Origin of the sequence: Treponema ruminis, assembly GCF_014201975.1 — a bacterium.
Lineage (GTDB): Bacteria > Spirochaetota > Spirochaetia > Treponematales > Treponemataceae > Treponema_D > Treponema_D ruminis.
Genome location: NZ_JACHFQ010000008.1, coordinates 79,681 through 96,147 on the forward strand (window position 1 = coordinate 79,681; position 16,467 = coordinate 96,147).

Sequence of the window (16,467 nt, forward strand, 5' to 3'; positions counted from 1 at the left end):
AATTAAAAAAGACGGTCTCCCGTCGAAGACCTGTCCCGAACATCGCAGTGAGCAAAGCTCAGGCGAGTTCGTGCCAGAACTTCGACTCCGACCGTCTTTTTTGTATATTCTGCTAGTAAAACTCGACATTTACCCTATGTTCAAAAATTTACCTTTTTTTTCTTTTGACTTTCGGATATAATGGTAAGGATAGGTTTTTTATATGAGCGATGAATACATTATTGAAATGCTGCATATCACCAAGCGCTTTCCTGGGATTGTTGCTAATGATGATATAACTTTGCAGCTGAAAAAAGGTGAGATTCATGCCCTGCTTGGCGAAAATGGCGCGGGCAAGTCAACCTTAATGAGCGTTCTTTTTGGTCTTTATCAGCCGGAAGAGGGCGAAATCCGCAAGAACGGTCAGAAAGTCCAAATCAAAAATCCGAATGATGCTACAGCCCTCCACATCGGCATGGTCCACCAGCACTTCAAATTGGTCGAAGTGTTTTCAGTTTTGGACAACATTATTCTTGGCTGTGAGTCGACCAAGCATGGTTTCGTTGACCGGGTAACGGCCCGAAGGCGAATCCTTTCCCTCAGTAATACTTACGGTCTGCAGATTGATCCGGATGCAAAAATCGAAGACATTACAGTCGGAATGCAGCAGCGTGTTGAAATTCTTAAAATGCTTTACCGCAACAATGACATCCTGATTTTTGATGAGCCGACTGCTGTTCTTACCCCGCAGGAAATTAAAGAATTGATGAGCGTCATGAAGCTTTTGGCCGAAGAAGGAAAGTCAATTCTTTTCATCACACATAAACTTAATGAAATTATGGAAGTTGCCGACCGCTGCTCAGTTTTGTGCAAGGGCCGCTATATCGGCACGGTAAATATCCCGGAGACAAACAAAGAAGAATTAAGCCGCATGATGGTTGGGCGCGACGTCCAGTTCACTGTTGAGAAAAAGCCGGCTGAGCCGGGCAAAGTCATTCTTGACGTCCAGCATCTTTGCGTAGAAAGCAAGCTCCACAAAATGCTTGCAGTCAATGACGTAAATCTTCAGGTTCGTGCCGGTGAGATTGTCTGTATCGCCGGAATCGATGGCAACGGACAGTCAGAATTCATTCAGGGACTCACCGGTCTCGAAAAAATCCTTCCAAATCACAATACAAAAATCCTGCTTGACGGCACAGACATCACCAAAAAATCAATCCGCGATAAAAGTATTGCGGGCTTAAGCCATGTTCCGGAAGACCGCCACAAGCACGGTCTTGTCCTTGACTACACCCTCGAACAGAACATGGTCCTGCAGCGTTACTGGACTCAGGAATTCCAGCATTTTACCTTCATCAAAAATAAAGCCGTTTCCGACTATTCACAAAAATTAATCGATGCTTTTGACGTCCGAAGCGGGCAGGGCAACAAAACTATTGCCAGAGCCATGTCGGGCGGCAATCAGCAGAAGGCAATCGTAGCCCGTGAGCTTTCAAAAGACCACAAGCTTTTGATTGCAGTTCAGCCAACGCGAGGTCTTGATGTTGGTGCAATCGAATATCTTCACAAGGCAATTATCGCTGACCGTGATGCCGGAAAGGCCGTTCTTCTCGTATCTTATGAGCTTGAAGAAGTCCTCAACCTCAGCGACCGCATCCTCGTCATGTATGAGGGTGAGATTGTCGGTGAACTTGACCCGAAAACTACGGCTCCAGAAGAGCTCGGTCTGTATATGGCAGGTGCAAAACGCCAGAAAAAAAATCAGGAGACTGCATAATGAGACTAAGAAAAATCCTCGAAAGTGAAGCCTTCCGCTCGATTATGGCGGCTGTTCTTTGCTCTATAATCGGTATCATCGTCGGCTTTTTAATTCTTTTGATTATCAATGCTGAGCACGCTCCCAAGGCAATCAGCGTAATCCTCAAAAACTTTCTATATTATAGGAACGGAGGCAAACAGCTTTACTATCTGGGTCAAACCCTGGTAAAGTCAGTCCCGCTCATTTTGTGCGGAATCGGCGTTCTTTTTGCCTATAAGTCTGGCCTTTTCAACATCGGAATCGCCGGTCAGTATTGTATCGGAATCGGAATTTCTTTGTGGGGAGCCCTTGCTTTCCAGCTCCCATGGTTCGTCTGCATCCTTCTTGCCATGCTTTGCGCTGCCTTGTGGGCTTGTATCGCAGGCCTTTTAAAAGCTTTCTGCAACGTAAACGAAGTAATTGCCGGAATCATGCTCAACTGGATTTCCCTTTATCTGGTCAACGTCCTTCTTCAAAATGAAATTACGATGAATATTTCCCGCTCGGAGACTTATTCAATTGCAGAGCGTTCTGCTTCTTCGATTATCCCGACTTTGGGGCTCGGCTCCCTCTTTCATGACAATCAGTATGTTTCAATTGCAATCCCGATTACAATCATTGTTGCAGTTATCATTCATATCGTTCTTTCAAAAACGACAATCGGCTATGAGCTTCGTGCAACCGGCCTCAACAAACACGCTGCAAAATATGCCGGCATGAAGGACAAGAAAAATATCGTCCTCACCATGGCTGTTTCCGGTGCCATTGCAGGTCTTGCGGCAGCCCTTTATTACCTCACTGACATTCAGCCCTGGAAGACGGCTTCGGTTGTTCCAGGCATGGGCTTTAACGGAATCGCAGTAGCATTCCTTGGCGGCCTCAATCCGATCGGCGTAATCTTCGCAGGATTCTTCATCCAGCACATCACTCAGGGCGGCAGCTTCATCGACACCAAGTATTTTAACCCTCAGATTGCTGATTTGATTTCTTCGATAATCATTTATTCATGTGCCTTCATGTTCCTTTTAAAGACATTGATTTCTAAACTCATAGGGGAGAAAGAAAAATGCTGTTAGTCCAGTACACGCTGATTTATGCTTCCGTTTTGATTTTTGTCGCTTTCGGCGGAATGTTCTGTGAGCGAAGCGGTACCATCAACCTCGGTCTTGAGGGCGTTATGGTCATGGGAGCTTTGGGCGGTGCCTTCGTGCTTCATGCCCTTTCTCCAAATCTTCCCGGCTTTGTCATTATCCTTCTTACGCTGACTGTCAGTGTCCTTTTCGGTATGCTTTATTCGCTTTTACTTGCAGTTGCGGCAATCAACTTTAAGGCAGACCAGACTCTGGTCGGTACGGCTATGAACATGCTTGCAACGGCGGCGGCTGTCGTCATCGTCAAGGCTTTCAATAACGCCCAGTCGGCTGGTCAGAATCCTTCTGCAATCATTGACTATATTCAGACTCGCAAAGTTTTTTTGATTAAAGCGTTCGGCTCTGAATTCAACATCTACATGATTCTCACGATTTTCCTGATTGCAGCTGCTTACGTCATTCTTTTCAAAACAAGATTCGGACTCAGGCTCATGGCTTGCGGTGAATTCCCCCAGGCAGCAGACAGTGCCGGAATCAACGTCTATAAAATGCGTTATGCCGGAGTCCTTCTTTCAGGATTTTGCGGCGGAATCGGTGGCGTCATCTATATTACGGCCGCAAATTCCCAGTGGGATTTTATGTATGGAGTTGCCGGTGCAGGCTTCCTTGCCCTTGCCGTCATGATTTTCGGTCAGTGGAATCCTCTGCGGATTGCAGCCAGCGCCCTTCTTTTCGGTGCTTTCCGTGCTGTAGCCGACACATATTCTGCTTTCGACCTTTTGACTCATCTCGTGCCGGGTGACATGTACAAAATGCTTCCGTATATCATTTCGCTGGTGGTTCTTGCATTTACGTCTAAGAAATCCCGGGCTCCAAAGGCAGAGGGTATTCCTTACGATAAAAGTACACGCTAGACCTTTTCTAAAAATAGCATTAAACTAGATTGTCTACTTAAGTCAGACAGTGACATACCATTTGATGGAGGAAATTATGAAAAAATCAATCATCTTTGCTGCTTTAGCTGCTTTGTCTGCTTTTACTGCATTTGCAGAGCCAATTACAAAGGAATCAATTGCATCAAGCACAGAAAAATTCCTCAACGGAAAAGGTTCCTATATCAAAGCTTCATTTACAGTCGAAAATAATGCTATCGTTTTGTATATACCTCGTGATAAGATTAAGAATCTTGAGTTGCGCGAGTCAAAAGGCGTAGGCCTGCTTTTCGTCAATGCTGACATCCAGGTTTACGACCAGAAAATCTCTGCAATCGGATTCGGAAATATCCAGAAAGATGAAAGTGACATCCATTCTGTCGCTTTCAAGGCAAATGACATTTCAATCGACTCTAACGACAACCTTATCATCAAGAAGAAATAACTCCAAAAAATGCTGGAATTTAAAAATCTCTCCGTTGGTTATGACCAAGCCCCTCTTCAAAAGCCTTTTTCCCTTAAGATTGAGAGGGGCGAGATTTTTACGCTCATCGGACCGAACGGTTCTGGAAAATCCACTCTTTTAAAAACTCTGATTAAAGAACTTTCTCCCGTTCAGGGTTCTGTTTTTTTTGATGGGAAGAATTTAAATTCCCTTTCCCTCAAGGATTTGGCTAAGGAAGTCTCGGCCCTGCTTACGGTTCCTGTAAAACCCGAGCTGATGACCTGCCGTGATGTTGTTGCTTCAGGCCGCTATCCCTTTACAGGTCCTTTTGCCCTTCTCAAGGAAGATGATGAAAAAAAGATAGATGAGGCGATTGCCCTCGTTCAGGCCCAGAACTATGCCCACAAGGATTTTATGAAGGTGAGCGACGGCCAGAAGCAGCGCATAATGTTCGCCAGAGCCCTCTGTCAGAACCCAAGGCTTTTGGTTTTGGATGAGCCGACAAGCTTTCTCGACATCAAATGGCGGCTTGAGCTGTTAAAAATCCTGGAAAATCTGAGCGGGCAGGGCGTGACTGTGATTGCGTCCATGCACGAAATCGACCTTGCGCTAAAAATTTCCCACCGCATCCTCTGCATCGGCAAAGGGCAGATTTCCGAGCTTTCCAGGAACGAAGCCGAATGCAAGAATCAGATTTGCGCGCTCTACAATCTGTCTGAAGAAGATTACAACGAAACTCTGTATGCAGGCCTTGTAAAGAAGTTTTGTGAAAGGAAGGGAGAAAAACCGCCCTACGAGCACAGCTCTCCGGGAGACTCACTAAAAACTCACCTCGTGAGTTTTTGCCCCGCTACGCGGTGCCGTTCCCTACCCCCTAGGGTTCAAGCTACGCTTTCACCCACACCCTCATCGCCTAGGGGCAACGCCCCTAAAACCCCAAAAGATGATTCTTTGGTGACTCGTAAAGACGGTTTTGCTAATTCTCTTATGGTGCAGGGAACCATGTCCAACGCGGGAAAGAGTTTCCTTGTTGCTGGCTTGTGTCGGATTTTCAAGCAGGACGGATTTTCTGTCGCGCCGTTTAAATCCCAGAACATGGCCCTTAATTCCTTTGTAACTAACGAAGGTTTGGAAATGGGCCGGGCTCAGGTCATGCAGGCAGAGGCGGCCGGAGTGGAGCCAAGTGTTCTCATGAATCCCATTTTGCTCAAGCCCAACAGCGACACAGGAAGTCAGGTCATCGTAAACGGCGAAGTCCTAGGCGACATGGCGGCAAAGGAATATTTTGCCTTCAAGAAAAATCTAGTGCCTCACATCATGAAAGCCTACAATCAGCTTGCATCTGAAAATCAGGTTATCGTGCTCGAAGGGGCGGGAAGCCCGGCCGAAATCAACCTCAAGGAAAACGACATCGTGAACATGGGAATGGCAGCTATGGCTGACAGCCCTGTGATTCTGGTTGCGGACATAGACCGGGGCGGAGTTTTCGCCCAGATTTTGGGAACAATCGAGCTTCTTACGCCGGAAGAACGAAAGCGGGTAAAAGGCTTTGTCATCAACAAATTCCGCGGTGACAAGTCGATTTTGGACAGCGGAATCACCATGCTCGAAGAAAAAACCGGCATTCCTTGTGTCGGAACTCTCCCGTACATGAAAATTCAGCTCGATGACGAGGATTCTTTGTCTACAAATTTGCACACTTTGAGACAATTTCGAGATAAAAAAGACGAAATTCAACTGGCTATCGTTCGTTTGCCTCACATTTCCAACTTCACGGACTTCATTCCCCTTCAAAATCTGCCTAACGTTAATTTGTATTATGTGTTAGAACCCAAAGACTTAGGTTCCCCAGACTGCATCATAATTCCCGGAACCAAAAACACTCCCGAAGATTTGGACTGGCTCAAAAAATCCGGCCTGGCAGAACTTATCCAGGCTCAGGCAAAAAACGGCACGCCGATAGTCGGAATCTGCGGCGGCTTCCAGATGTTAGGCGAAAAATTGCGTGATGAGGAAACAGCTGCCGATGAAGAAGGACGTGGTTCTGGATTTGTTTCCGGGCTCTCGCTCCTGCCTGTTTCAACCGTCTTTTCTTCTCAGAAAATCCGAACCCGCGTTTCGGGAAAAGTCCTCGGCGGGGAAAATGAGAGCGAAAAAGATATGGCGGAAAAATCGATTTTCTCTCCGCTGGCAAATCTTTTGCTTTCGGGCTATGAAATCCACATGGGACAGACTGACTTTGCTGAAGGTGCGGAGCAGGCTTATTTCTCTCAGATTCGGGATTCGGTTTCCGGGGAGTCCAAGTTTGACGGAGCGGTTTCGGGCAATGTCTTCGGAACCTACATTCACGGCCTTTTTGACGAGGCTGAATTCTGCCGTAAATTTGTTGAAATGCTTGCGGTCAAAAAGGGAATTCCTGCTGAAAAATGGTCACAAATTTCCAACGATGCCGGAAAAAGTGCATCTGGCATGGAGAAATCTTCAGAATTAGCTGCTTCTGACAGGACAGATGGCCCATTTTCGGGCGAAAAGTTTACTTCCCTTCAGGATTTTAAAGAATCACAGTACAATATTCTTGCCGAGACACTTCGCAAGCATCTAGATATGAAGAAAATTTATGAAATTATGGGGCTTTCTAGAGAATCTTCTTTAGAGGGCGGGCGACAAGCGTAATCATTGGTCCCAGCAGAATTGACATGAGGATCGAGCCAAGGATTGAGCCTTGAATTCCGTTGGGATTCAGCTTTCCTGCGATAACTCCGATTCCAACCGCACTGAAATCAAATGCAATCCTTATGATGATGAATGGAATTTTCGTGAACCATTTGTTTAAAATGTTTGGAATTGCGTCATAAGGTGAAACTCCCATCTTTGCGTTGATGTAAATTGCGGCAGCGAGGGCGAACAAAAGCAGGGCAAGAGCGAAAATTGCTATGCGGAGGGCGATATTTCCTTGTGAAAGGACTGTGTTGAAGCCGATGTTTTTCCAAATCCAGCGGCAGAGGTCGATTGTGTAGCCAATTAAGACCATGTTTGTGATTGTTCCCAGTCCAATCATCTCCACGCCAAAAAGAATCGTAAAAACGAGCATGAAGAGATAGACCGTAACCTGGGTTCTTCCCATGCTCCAGCCGAAAAGGGCGGATATGTTCTGGTTCATAAAGCTTGCCGGGTCAGTGCCCCAGCCGATTTCCAGGAGAATCGAGACAAAAACGCCCATCAAAATGATGCTCGGAAGCATAAATGAGAGTCTTTTAGCAAAATTTGGAACGAAAATCTGTTTTAGTGTAAATTTCATTCGTATATAATACAGCAAATGCCGGAATTTTGTTAGTGGCGAGTGCCTTAGAACTAAAGTTCCAGTCAGAAAAGTAAAAAGTCGCTTACAAAAAGCAATTTAAAATATAGAATTAATCGAATTTTATGGCAACGAAGCCGTTCTGATTTTGTCAGGACGGCTTTTTTATTTTCGGGGGAAAATATGAAACTTACACCAAGAGAAACTGAAAAACTCCTGCTTTCTTATGCTGGACTTGTGGCTGAGAGGCGGAAAGAACGTGGTTTGAAACTTAATTACGTCGAGGCTGTGGCTTACATTTCTTCGGCTTTGATGGAAAAGGCCCGTGACGGAAAAACTGTCACCCAGCTCATGCAGGAAGGCGCGAAACTTTTGACGACTGACGATGTCATGGATGGCGTGGCTGATATGGTGGGCGAGGTTCAGGTTGAGGCGACTTTCCCTGACGGAACAAAACTCGTTACGGTTCACAATCCGATCCGGGAAGCTGAGTAATTTGGGGGCGCTTATGAAAATCGGTGAAGTAATTTCCTGTAACAAGACGATTGAATTGAATCTGGGGCGAAAGACCATTCAGATAGATGTGACCAACAAGGGCGACAGACCGGTTCAGGTCGGCTCTCATTTTCATTTTTATGAAGTGAACAAAATGCTTTCTTTTGACAGAAAGGCGGCTTTTGGCTTTAAGCTTGATATTCCTTCGGGCATGTCGGTTCGCTTTGAGCCGGGCGAGACGAAGGCTGTTCAGCTTTGTTCTTTTGGCGGAAAATCTGAGATTTACGGACTGAATAATCTGACTTGCGGAAAAACTGACTGGGGGCGAAAAGATGAGTTACACGATTGATGGAAAAAAATACGCGCTGATGTACGGCCCGACTAAAGGCGACAAAATCAGGCTTGCGGATACAAATCTTCTGATTCAGATTGAAAAAGACTTTACGGTTTACGGCGACGAAGCAAAATTTGGTGGCGGAAAGACCCTTCGAGACGGAATGGGGCAGTCGGTGAACACAACGAGCGATGGCGGAGATTTGGACCTTGTAATCACTAACTGTGTAATTCTTGATTATACTGGAATTTACAAAGCTGATATCGGAATCAAGGACGGAAAAATCGCCGGAATCGGAAAGGCGGGAAATCCTGACACGATGGACGGCGTTACTCCGGGAATGACTGTAGGAGCTGCGACTGAGGCTCTTGCCGGCGAGGGCTTGATTGTCACGGCTGGCGGAATCGACACACACATCCACTTTATTTCGCCTGAGCAGGTTGAGACAGCCCTTTGCTCCGGCGTTACGACGATGATTGGCGGTGGAACCGGCCCCTGCGACGGAACCAATGCGACCACCTGTACACCGGGAAAATGGAATCTTGAGATGATGCTTAAGGCAGCGGAAGATTTCCCGATGAATATAGGCTATCTTGGAAAGGGAAACTGCTCGAACAAGTCGGCTCAGAGCGAGCTTATCGCCCAGATTAAGGCCGGTGCCTGCGGACTTAAAATTCACGAGGACTGGGGCACGACTCCTGCGGCTATTGATGCTGCCCTTACGATTGCCGACCAGTACGATGTTCAGGTCTGCATTCACACTGACACTCTGAACGAAGCCGGCTGTGTTGAGGACACTCTTGCCGCAATAAATGGCCGGACAATTCACACTTATCACACGGAAGGAGCGGGCGGCGGTCATGCACCGGACATCCTCAAGGTTGCAGGGCACGCAAATGTAATTCCTGCCTCAACGAATCCGACCATGCCTTTTACTGTGAACACGCTCGACGAACATCTGGACATGCTCATGGTCTGCCATCACTTGGACAATAAAATCCCTGAGGATGTTGCATTTGCCGACAGCCGAATCCGCCCGGAGACGATTGCCGCCGAGGACGTTCTTCACGATCTGGGAGCATTGAGCATTATGTCCAGCGACTCTCAGGCCATGGGACGGGTTGGAGAAGTTATCACCCGAACCTGGCAGACGGCCCATAAAATGAAGGAAGAGCGGGGCCATCTTGAAGCTGACTCTTGCGGAAAAAGTTCGGGCGACTGTGAAGAAAACGATAATTTCCGGGCAAAAAGATATGTCTCGAAGTACACAATAAATCCAGCGGTCGCGCACGGAATTTCTGAATATGTCGGCTCGGTTGAAGTCGGCAAGATGGCGGATCTGGTTTTGTGGAATCCGGCATTTTTTGGAGCAAAACCTGACATCGTGATTAAGGGCGGGGCTGTCGTTCTTTCAAAAATGGGCGACTCAAACGCTTCGATTCCGACCTGTCAGCCGGTTTACTATCGGAACATGTTCGGCTTCTACGGAAAGGCAAAATATTTCACCTGCGCCACCTTTATGTCTCAGGCTGCGGTTGACGAAAAACTGCCTGAAAAGCTCGGTCTTGAAAAAATCTGCCTGCCTGTAAAAAATTGCCGTGGAATCGGTAAAAAGGACATGAAATTCAATGATGCCCTTCCAAAAATCGATGTCGATCCGGAAAATTATCACGTTACGGCGGACGGAGAGCCAATAGTGAGCAAGGCGGCTGCATCCCTTCCGCTTGCGCAGAGATATTTCTTGTTTTAGGAGAAAGACATGATTTGTGAAAAGATTCTTGGAAAAATAAGTGACCCTCAATATTCAGGCAAAACGGTCGATTATGTTGATTTTGAATGGCACGAAACATATTCAAAACTGCACCGGAAGACTTCAAGGGCAGGGCGTGACGTTGCAATCAGCCTGGACGATTCGATTTTAAAGATTGGAATTAAGCCCGGCGATGTGCTTGGACTTGATTCTGACGGAACCGTAATTGCAGCTGATGTCCTTCCGGTTGAAATCCTCAGCGTGAAAGTTGGAAATCCGGCTTTCTTTAACGGAGCAAAGGCTGCCTACGAAATCGGAAACTGCCATGCGCCCCTCTTTTTCGGAAAATCTGACGGTGAGCTTGTTACGATTTACACTGAACCCATGGAGCGGCTTTTAAAAGGACTTGCTTCCGGCGGATATTCGCTTGAAATTGAAAAAAGGACGGAAAAACTCGACTTTTCAAAGCAGATTTCTTCGATAGTCGGCCACAGTCACCATCATTCAGAAAATCATCATCACCATGAGCATTGATTTTTTCGAGCTTCTGCAGCTGAACGATGCGGCCTTTCCAATCGGAAGCTATACCCATTCCTGGGGGCTTGAAACTTTCGTTCAAAAAGGAATCATTCGCGATTCAGAATCAGCAGAATCTTATTTCCGTGCTGAACTTGAATCGAATTTCCTGACCAATGATTTTTTGTGCGTAAGGCTTTCCTATGAGGCGGCGGAAAAGTCAGACTGGCAGGAACTTCTTGAAATCGATGAAATCTACAACGCATCGAGAAATGCAAAGGAAATCCGCGAGGGAAGCAAAAAACTTGCGGCGAGATTTTTAAAAACCGTGAGGCTGTGGAAAAATCTGAATGGCGGCGAAGAAAATGAAGAAAATCCCTGTGCGCCAAAGCATTTTCCGCCTGTCTACGGCTCTCACTGTGCCCTTTCAAAAATCAGCGAGCTCGAAGCTTTAAAGGCATTTTTGTACAGCCAGATTTCAGCAAGGGTTGTGACGGCAGTAAAGCTGGTTCCACTCTCGCAAAGTGAAGGTCAGAAAATCCTGCACTCGCTTTTCGCACTTTTCGGGGAAATTCTGGAAAAGGTCATGCAGCTTTCAAAGGAAGATTTGTGCCGATCCAGTCCCCAGAGCGAAATCTTGTCGATGCAGCATGAATTTTTGTACACGAGATTGTATATGAGTTAGCATGAAAAAATTACATCCATGTAATTTTTTCATGGCCGAGTTTTTGTTGATAACAAAAACTCGCTAGTCGTTGCATCCATGCAACATTAAGAAAGGAGGAAATATGCGATTTACTAAAATAGGTGTGGCGGGTCCGGTTGGGTCTGGGAAGACTGCTCTTGTTGAGGCTTTGACCCGCAGACTTGCTTCAAAATATTCGATTGGCGTCATCACGAACGACATTTACACAAAAGAGGACGCGGAATTCCTTACCGCACATTCAGTTCTTCCAAAAGAGCGCATTATCGGCGTTGAGACAGGCGGCTGTCCCCACACTGCAATCCGCGAGGACGCATCGATGAACCTTGAGGCCGTGGACGAGCTTAAAGCCCGCTTCCCCGACATTGAACTCATGTTCATCGAAAGCGGCGGCGACAATCTTTCGGCCACATTCAGCCCGGAACTTGTGGACGCTACGATTTTCGTAATCGATGTGAGCGAGGGCGACAAAATCCCGCGAAAGGGCGGTCCTGGAATCATGAGGAGCAATCTCCTTGTCATCAACAAAATCGACCTTGCCCCCTATGTCGGAGCCAGCCTTGAAGTGATGGCGCGTGACTCAAAAAAGATGCGGGGAGAAAAGCCCTTCGTCTTTACGAACATCCGCACTGGCGAAGGAATTGACGAGGTAATTGCCTTTTTGGACCGAAATGTCTTCTTCACGGACTTGAGGTAGCGCGTGAACCAGTTCGGAAAAGTCTCCCGCTTTGAAATCACCGCCGCCAGCTCAAAATCCGGCAGAACCTTCATAAAAGACAGTTTTTTTACTTCTCCTTTTAAGATTATGAAGCCCTTCCAAAAAGAAGACGGCGGAATTACGGTCTTCCAGCAGACCGCTTCCCCCGGAATCCTTGCCGGAGACAGACAGGAGCATAATATAATAGTAGAAAAAGCGGCCAGTCTTGAAATTGTAAGCCAGTCCTTTGAAAAGATTTTCAAGATGGAAGAAAACGAGCTTGCCGAACGGAAGATTTGCGCAAGCGTGGGCGAGGATGCGGCCCTTATTTACGCTCCCAATCCCTGCATTCCATTTGCGAAAAGCAATTTTGTTTCAAGCACGAAAATTTCTCTTGCGAAAGACGCGAGACTGATTTACGAAGACTGCATTTGTGCCGGCCGTGTTGCAGGCGGTGAGATCTTTGATTTTACGCAGTACAAGAATATGATTGAAATCTGGCGGGAAGGAAGGCTGATTTTTAGGGAAAACAATTTCTTTGAGGGCGGAAAAAAGAAAAATCTCTTGCAGAGCGAAGTGATGTTCGGTCATTTCACACATTCGGGCACAATGCTGATTTTCGGATTCGGGAAGACGCTTTCTGAAGTGAGAAAAATTCTTAATCTCGAAGAAAAACTTTTGTATACGGAAGAATTTCGTAATAATGCGGAGACATCCTGCCTGAACGAAGAAATCTTGATTGAAGCAAGTGAAACTGATTCGGAAGATATTGTCGTGCGGATTCTTGGAAAGAGCGCCCAGAAAATACAAGAAATCTTTTCTAATTTAAAAACAAAAATCGAGGAATAAAATTCTAATCTTATTCCTCGAATAAATGATTTTATTTCCCCTCTCACCCAATCGCCATCTTTGCCTGGATTGCCTGTGAGTCTGCGTCCTTTGTGAAGCCGTTCAGCGTGATTTCGCCCTTATCCATGACGTAGTAGCGGTCGCTTACGGAGAGAACGAAGTCAAGGTACTGCTCGACAATCAAAATCGTGATTCCAAGTTCCTTGTTCACTCGTTCAATTGCACTTGCTATGTCCTCAATGATTGACGGCTGGATTCCTTCGGTCGGTTCGTCGAGGATCAGGAGTTTGGGGTGGCTGACCAGGGCGCGGGCTATTGCAAGCTGCTGTTGCTGGCCGCCGCTCAGGTTTCCGCCTTTCCTGTTCATGAAGGTCTTGATGATAGGGAAGAGCTCGAAAATTTCCTCGCCGATTTCGCCTTTTCCGCCGTTGACCTGTAAGCCAAGCTCAAGATTTTCAGCTACCGTGAGCTGAGGGAAGATTTCCCGGCCCTGGGGTACATAGCCGATTCCCAGGGCTGCGCGTTCGTAGGTCTTTTTGCCGATTATTTCCTTTCCGTCAAGCAGAATGCTTCCTTCGGGTGTTTTGACCATTCCCATTATGCTTTTAAGGGTAGTGCTTTTGCCTACGCCGTTTCGTCCGACCAGACAGACTATTTCGCCTTTGGGAACGCTCATCGTAAGCGATGGAATTATCCTGCTTTCTCCGTAATATGAGCTGAGGTTTTTGATTTCTAGCATTTCTTTACGCTCCTTCTGATTAGAGTTTTCTCTCAGTGCTATTATGCTACGCCGCTCTTGTGGAATTTTCCCCGTCCGAGATAAACAGCCTTTACTTTTTCGTCTGCAAGGACTTGTGCCGCGCTTCCTTCCGTCAGGATTTTTCCTTCGTGCATCACGGTCACTGTGTCGGCGACGGCTTTAACGAATTCCATGTCGTGCTCCACAACAACGACCGCATACTGTTTGGCGATTTTTTTGATAATTTCGCCTGTTTTTTCGGTCTCGGCTTTTCCCATGCCCGCAACTGGCTCGTCAAGAAGAACGACCGCCGGTTCCTGCACCAAAAGCATTCCGATTTCAAGCCACTGTTTTTGTCCGTGGGAAAGGGAAGCTGCCTTTTCGTCTTTTTTTTCTGTGAGCGAGATAAAATCCAGAATCATTTCAATCCGTTTTTTTTGTTTTTCGGAAATTCTAAAGAGCAGGGAAGAAATCACATTTTTCTGGCCTTTGAGGGAAATTTCCATGTTTTCCCAGACGGTCAGACTGGTAAAGACCGAAGGAGCCTGAAATTTCCGACCGATTCCTTCATTCACTATGTCCGCCTCACGCATTTTTGTTAAATCCATGTTCGTGTACTGTCTCAAACCAACGTCGATGCCACCGTGATAGATGATTTTTCCGTTTGAGGGCTTGGTTTTTCCGCAGATGATGTCGAGGAGAGTGGTCTTTCCTGCACCGTTCGGACCGATGAAAAAGTGCACTTTGTTCGGCATGATTTTTGTGTTCACATCGCTCAGAGCCTTGAATCCGTCGAATTCAACTGAAATATCGTTGATTTCGATGACAGGTGTGATTTTTGAATTAGTTTCGCTCATTTTTTTGCCTCCTTTGTCCCAATTTTCCCTTTATTAGATTCTTAACATCAACGCAAATTCCCATCACACCGCGTGGAAGGAAGAGTACGACCAGAACGAAGATTGCTCCGATGAAGTACGACCAGATTTCCGGGAAGTTCTCGCTGATTAAAGTCTTTGTGATGTTTACAAGGAATGCGCCCAGAACCGCACCGATTAAATTTCCCCGTCCGCCCACAGCAACCCAGATCGCCATGTCGATTGAATTGGAAATGCTCATTTCTGACGGTGAGATAATTCCGCTGAAAGGAACGAAGAGGGCTCCTGCAATTCCTGTGAAGACCGCGCTCAGGCTGTAAACAAAGGTCTTGTAGTTTGCTACCTGATAGCCTGAAAATCTCGTCCTGTTTTCGCCGTCACGGATTGCAACGAGGACTTTTCCGCATCTTGTCCGCATGACCCAGGAAAACAAGGCGTAAGTCAGAATCAAAATCGCAAGCGCAACATAGTACCAGATGTATTTCGTGGTTTTGCCTGCAATCGGTAGACCGAAAAGCGTTGAAAAGTCGGTTATTCCGTTTGTGCCGCCGGTGTATTCCTGTAAGCCGACAAAAAGCGTGACGAAAACCAGGGCCAGAGCCTGAGAAAGAATCGAAAAATAGACGCCCTTGATTCGGTTTGTGAAGGTCAGAAGGCCAAGAAGGAAGGCGAGAAGGGCCGGAACCATGATGACCATGAAAATCGTAGTTGAAGGAGTTTTATAGAAATCCCAGAACCACGGAAGGCTTGTCCTGCCGCTCCAGCTCATGAAGTCGGGGAGGGATGAACCGCTCGCAACAAGCTTTAAGTACATTCCAAAGCCGTAGCCGCCAAGACCGAAGAAAACGCCGTGTCCCAGGCTCAAAATGCCTGTGTGACCCCAGATTAAGTCGAGGGAAAGGGCGACAATCGCATAAGTGATGTATTTTCCGACCAGACTGACGCGGAATGGAGAAAGGAAAAGCGGGAGCAGGGCCACAATCATCATTATTGCGGCGAAAGCAAGATTTTTCTGTCTGAAAGTGAGGCCTTCGATTGTCGGCGTGCTTTCTGACTCATCCAGGCTTCGCGAGCGGATTGTGAACAAGCCCTGAGGCCGCTTCTGGAGGAACATGATTACGAGGAAGAGGACAATTGCCTTTGCGATGTTAGCCGAAGTTCCGAACTGAATCGCGGCATTGCTCATTCCGATTAAAAGGGCGCCTGCAATTGAACCTGCAAGCTTTCCGACGCCCCCAAGGACGACGACCATGAATGTATCGACGATATAGTTTTGTCCGAGTGAAGAGCCGACTGGTCCCAAAAGACAGAGGGCTGCACCCGCAACACCCGCAAGGCCTGAACCGATTGCGAAAGTGAGGGTATCAATGCGGTTTGTATGAATTCCCAGACACTGAGCCATGGATCGGTTCTGCATGGTTGCCCGGACTTTTTTTCCGTAAGAAGTTTTGTACATCAGAAGGTACATTAAAAGAAGACAGAATGCTACGAGTACGATGATGAAAAGCCGCTTGTAGGTCATAATGACGCCGGCGACTTCAAAGTTTCCGTTCAAAATGGAAGGTGCTGAAACATTGACATTCGGTGCACCAAAAACCGAACGTGCCAGCTGCTGTAAGACAAGACTTACGCCCCATGTTGCAAGAAGCGAATCAGTTTCGCGGCCATAAAGCCTTTTTATAACAAGCTGTTCGAGTGCCGCTCCGAATCCTGCCGAAACAAAAAATGATACCAAAATCGCCACAGGATAATACAAATCAAAAGCCGAAGCAGGCAGAAAGCGGATAAAAAAATTCTGCACAAGAAAAGTGCTGTAAGCGCCAATCATGATGAACTCGCCGTGAGCCATGTTGATGACGCGCATAAGTCCAAAAGTGATGGAAAGTCCCAGTGCCGCCAAAAGCAGAATTGAACTGAGACTAATACCGTTAAACAAAATCGTAAAAAATGTATTCATAAAAAATCC

The 16,467-nt window shown here is 46.7% G+C and carries 16 protein-coding genes; 12 read left to right on the forward strand and 4 right to left on the reverse strand.

The genetic code is table 11. The features are described from left to right. The first annotated feature begins 202 nt into the window (after positions 1-202). The 5 genes from HNP76_RS12535 (at position 203) to HNP76_RS12555 (ending at position 6,918) form a co-directional block, all read left to right on the forward strand. On the forward strand, positions 203-1,756 hold the full coding sequence (locus HNP76_RS12535) for an ABC transporter ATP-binding protein (RefSeq protein ID WP_184661056.1): 1,554 nt from the start codon (positions 203-205) through the stop codon (positions 1,754-1,756). Beyond that, positions 1,756-2,853, forward strand: a complete 1,098-nt coding sequence (locus HNP76_RS12540) for an ABC transporter permease (RefSeq protein ID WP_184661058.1) — start codon at positions 1,756-1,758, stop codon at positions 2,851-2,853. The genes HNP76_RS12535 and HNP76_RS12540 overlap by 1 nt, the downstream gene beginning before the upstream one ends. Beyond that, positions 2,844-3,782 (forward strand): ABC transporter permease, encoded by a 939-nt coding sequence (locus HNP76_RS12545; protein WP_184661060.1) that lies wholly within the window; start codon positions 2,844-2,846, stop codon positions 3,780-3,782. The genes HNP76_RS12540 and HNP76_RS12545 overlap by 10 nt, the downstream gene beginning before the upstream one ends. Positions 3,783-3,858: 76 nt before the next feature. Further along, positions 3,859-4,245, forward strand: coding sequence for a hypothetical protein (locus HNP76_RS12550; RefSeq protein ID WP_184661062.1), 387 nt, complete (start codon positions 3,859-3,861; stop codon positions 4,243-4,245). 9 nt (positions 4,246-4,254) lie between these two features. Continuing rightward, a complete protein-coding gene (locus HNP76_RS12555) occupies positions 4,255-6,918 on the forward strand; it encodes a cobyric acid synthase (RefSeq protein WP_184661064.1) in 2,664 nt (887 codons plus the stop codon). Here the strand turns inward: HNP76_RS12555 and HNP76_RS12560 are convergent. Further along, positions 6,881-7,543, reverse strand: coding sequence for a DUF6198 family protein (locus HNP76_RS12560; RefSeq protein WP_184661066.1), 663 nt, complete (start codon positions 7,541-7,543; stop codon positions 6,881-6,883). The two genes, HNP76_RS12555 and HNP76_RS12560, sit on opposite strands and share 38 nt — an antisense overlap. Before the next feature lie 183 nt (positions 7,544-7,726). On the opposite strand from HNP76_RS12560, the gene ureA reads away from it, so the two are divergent. The 7 genes from ureA (at position 7,727) to HNP76_RS12595 (ending at position 12,887) form a co-directional block, all read left to right on the forward strand. Continuing rightward, entirely contained in the window at positions 7,727-8,038 is a 312-nt protein-coding gene (gene ureA, locus HNP76_RS12565; protein WP_184661068.1) for an urease subunit gamma, read from the forward strand. A gap of 13 nt (positions 8,039-8,051) precedes the next feature. Then, a complete protein-coding gene (ureB, locus tag HNP76_RS12570) occupies positions 8,052-8,387 on the forward strand; it encodes an urease subunit beta (protein ID WP_184661070.1) in 336 nt (111 codons plus the stop codon). Continuing rightward, on the forward strand, positions 8,371-10,122 hold the full coding sequence (ureC, locus tag HNP76_RS12575; protein WP_184661072.1) for an urease subunit alpha: 1,752 nt from the start codon (positions 8,371-8,373) through the stop codon (positions 10,120-10,122). The genes ureB and ureC overlap by 17 nt, the downstream gene beginning before the upstream one ends. A gap of 9 nt (positions 10,123-10,131) precedes the next feature. Further along, positions 10,132-10,656, forward strand: coding sequence for an urease accessory protein UreE (locus HNP76_RS12580; protein WP_184661074.1), 525 nt, complete (start codon positions 10,132-10,134; stop codon positions 10,654-10,656). After that, positions 10,646-11,323, forward strand: a complete 678-nt coding sequence (locus tag HNP76_RS12585) for an urease accessory protein UreF (protein ID WP_184661076.1) — start codon at positions 10,646-10,648, stop codon at positions 11,321-11,323. Before HNP76_RS12580 ends, HNP76_RS12585 begins: the two co-directional genes overlap by 11 nt. Positions 11,324-11,426: 103 nt before the next feature. Continuing rightward, positions 11,427-12,038 (forward strand): urease accessory protein UreG, encoded by a 612-nt coding sequence (gene ureG / locus HNP76_RS12590; RefSeq protein WP_184661078.1) that lies wholly within the window; start codon positions 11,427-11,429, stop codon positions 12,036-12,038. Positions 12,039-12,041: 3 nt separating this feature from the next. Then, a complete protein-coding gene (locus tag HNP76_RS12595; RefSeq protein ID WP_184661080.1) occupies positions 12,042-12,887 on the forward strand; it encodes an urease accessory protein UreD in 846 nt (281 codons plus the stop codon). Between the two features lie 43 nt (positions 12,888-12,930). Here the strand turns inward: HNP76_RS12595 and urtE are convergent, their stop codons facing one another. From urtE to urtC, 3 genes are read right to left on the reverse strand one after another with little or no spacing between them, the layout of a single operon-like run. Next, entirely contained in the window at positions 12,931-13,626 is a 696-nt protein-coding gene (gene urtE, locus HNP76_RS12600) for an urea ABC transporter ATP-binding subunit UrtE (protein ID WP_184661082.1), read from the reverse strand. A 41-nt stretch (positions 13,627-13,667) separates the two neighbouring features. Further along, positions 13,668-14,483 (reverse strand): urea ABC transporter ATP-binding protein UrtD, encoded by an 816-nt coding sequence (urtD, locus tag HNP76_RS12605; protein ID WP_184661084.1) that lies wholly within the window; start codon positions 14,481-14,483, stop codon positions 13,668-13,670. Continuing rightward, positions 14,470-16,458: an urea ABC transporter permease subunit UrtC gene (urtC, locus tag HNP76_RS14280; protein ID WP_221301084.1), complete on the reverse strand. Its 1,989-nt coding sequence runs from the start codon at positions 16,456-16,458 to the stop codon at positions 14,470-14,472. The genes urtD and urtC overlap by 14 nt, the downstream gene beginning before the upstream one ends. Positions 16,459-16,467 lie beyond the last annotated feature (9 nt).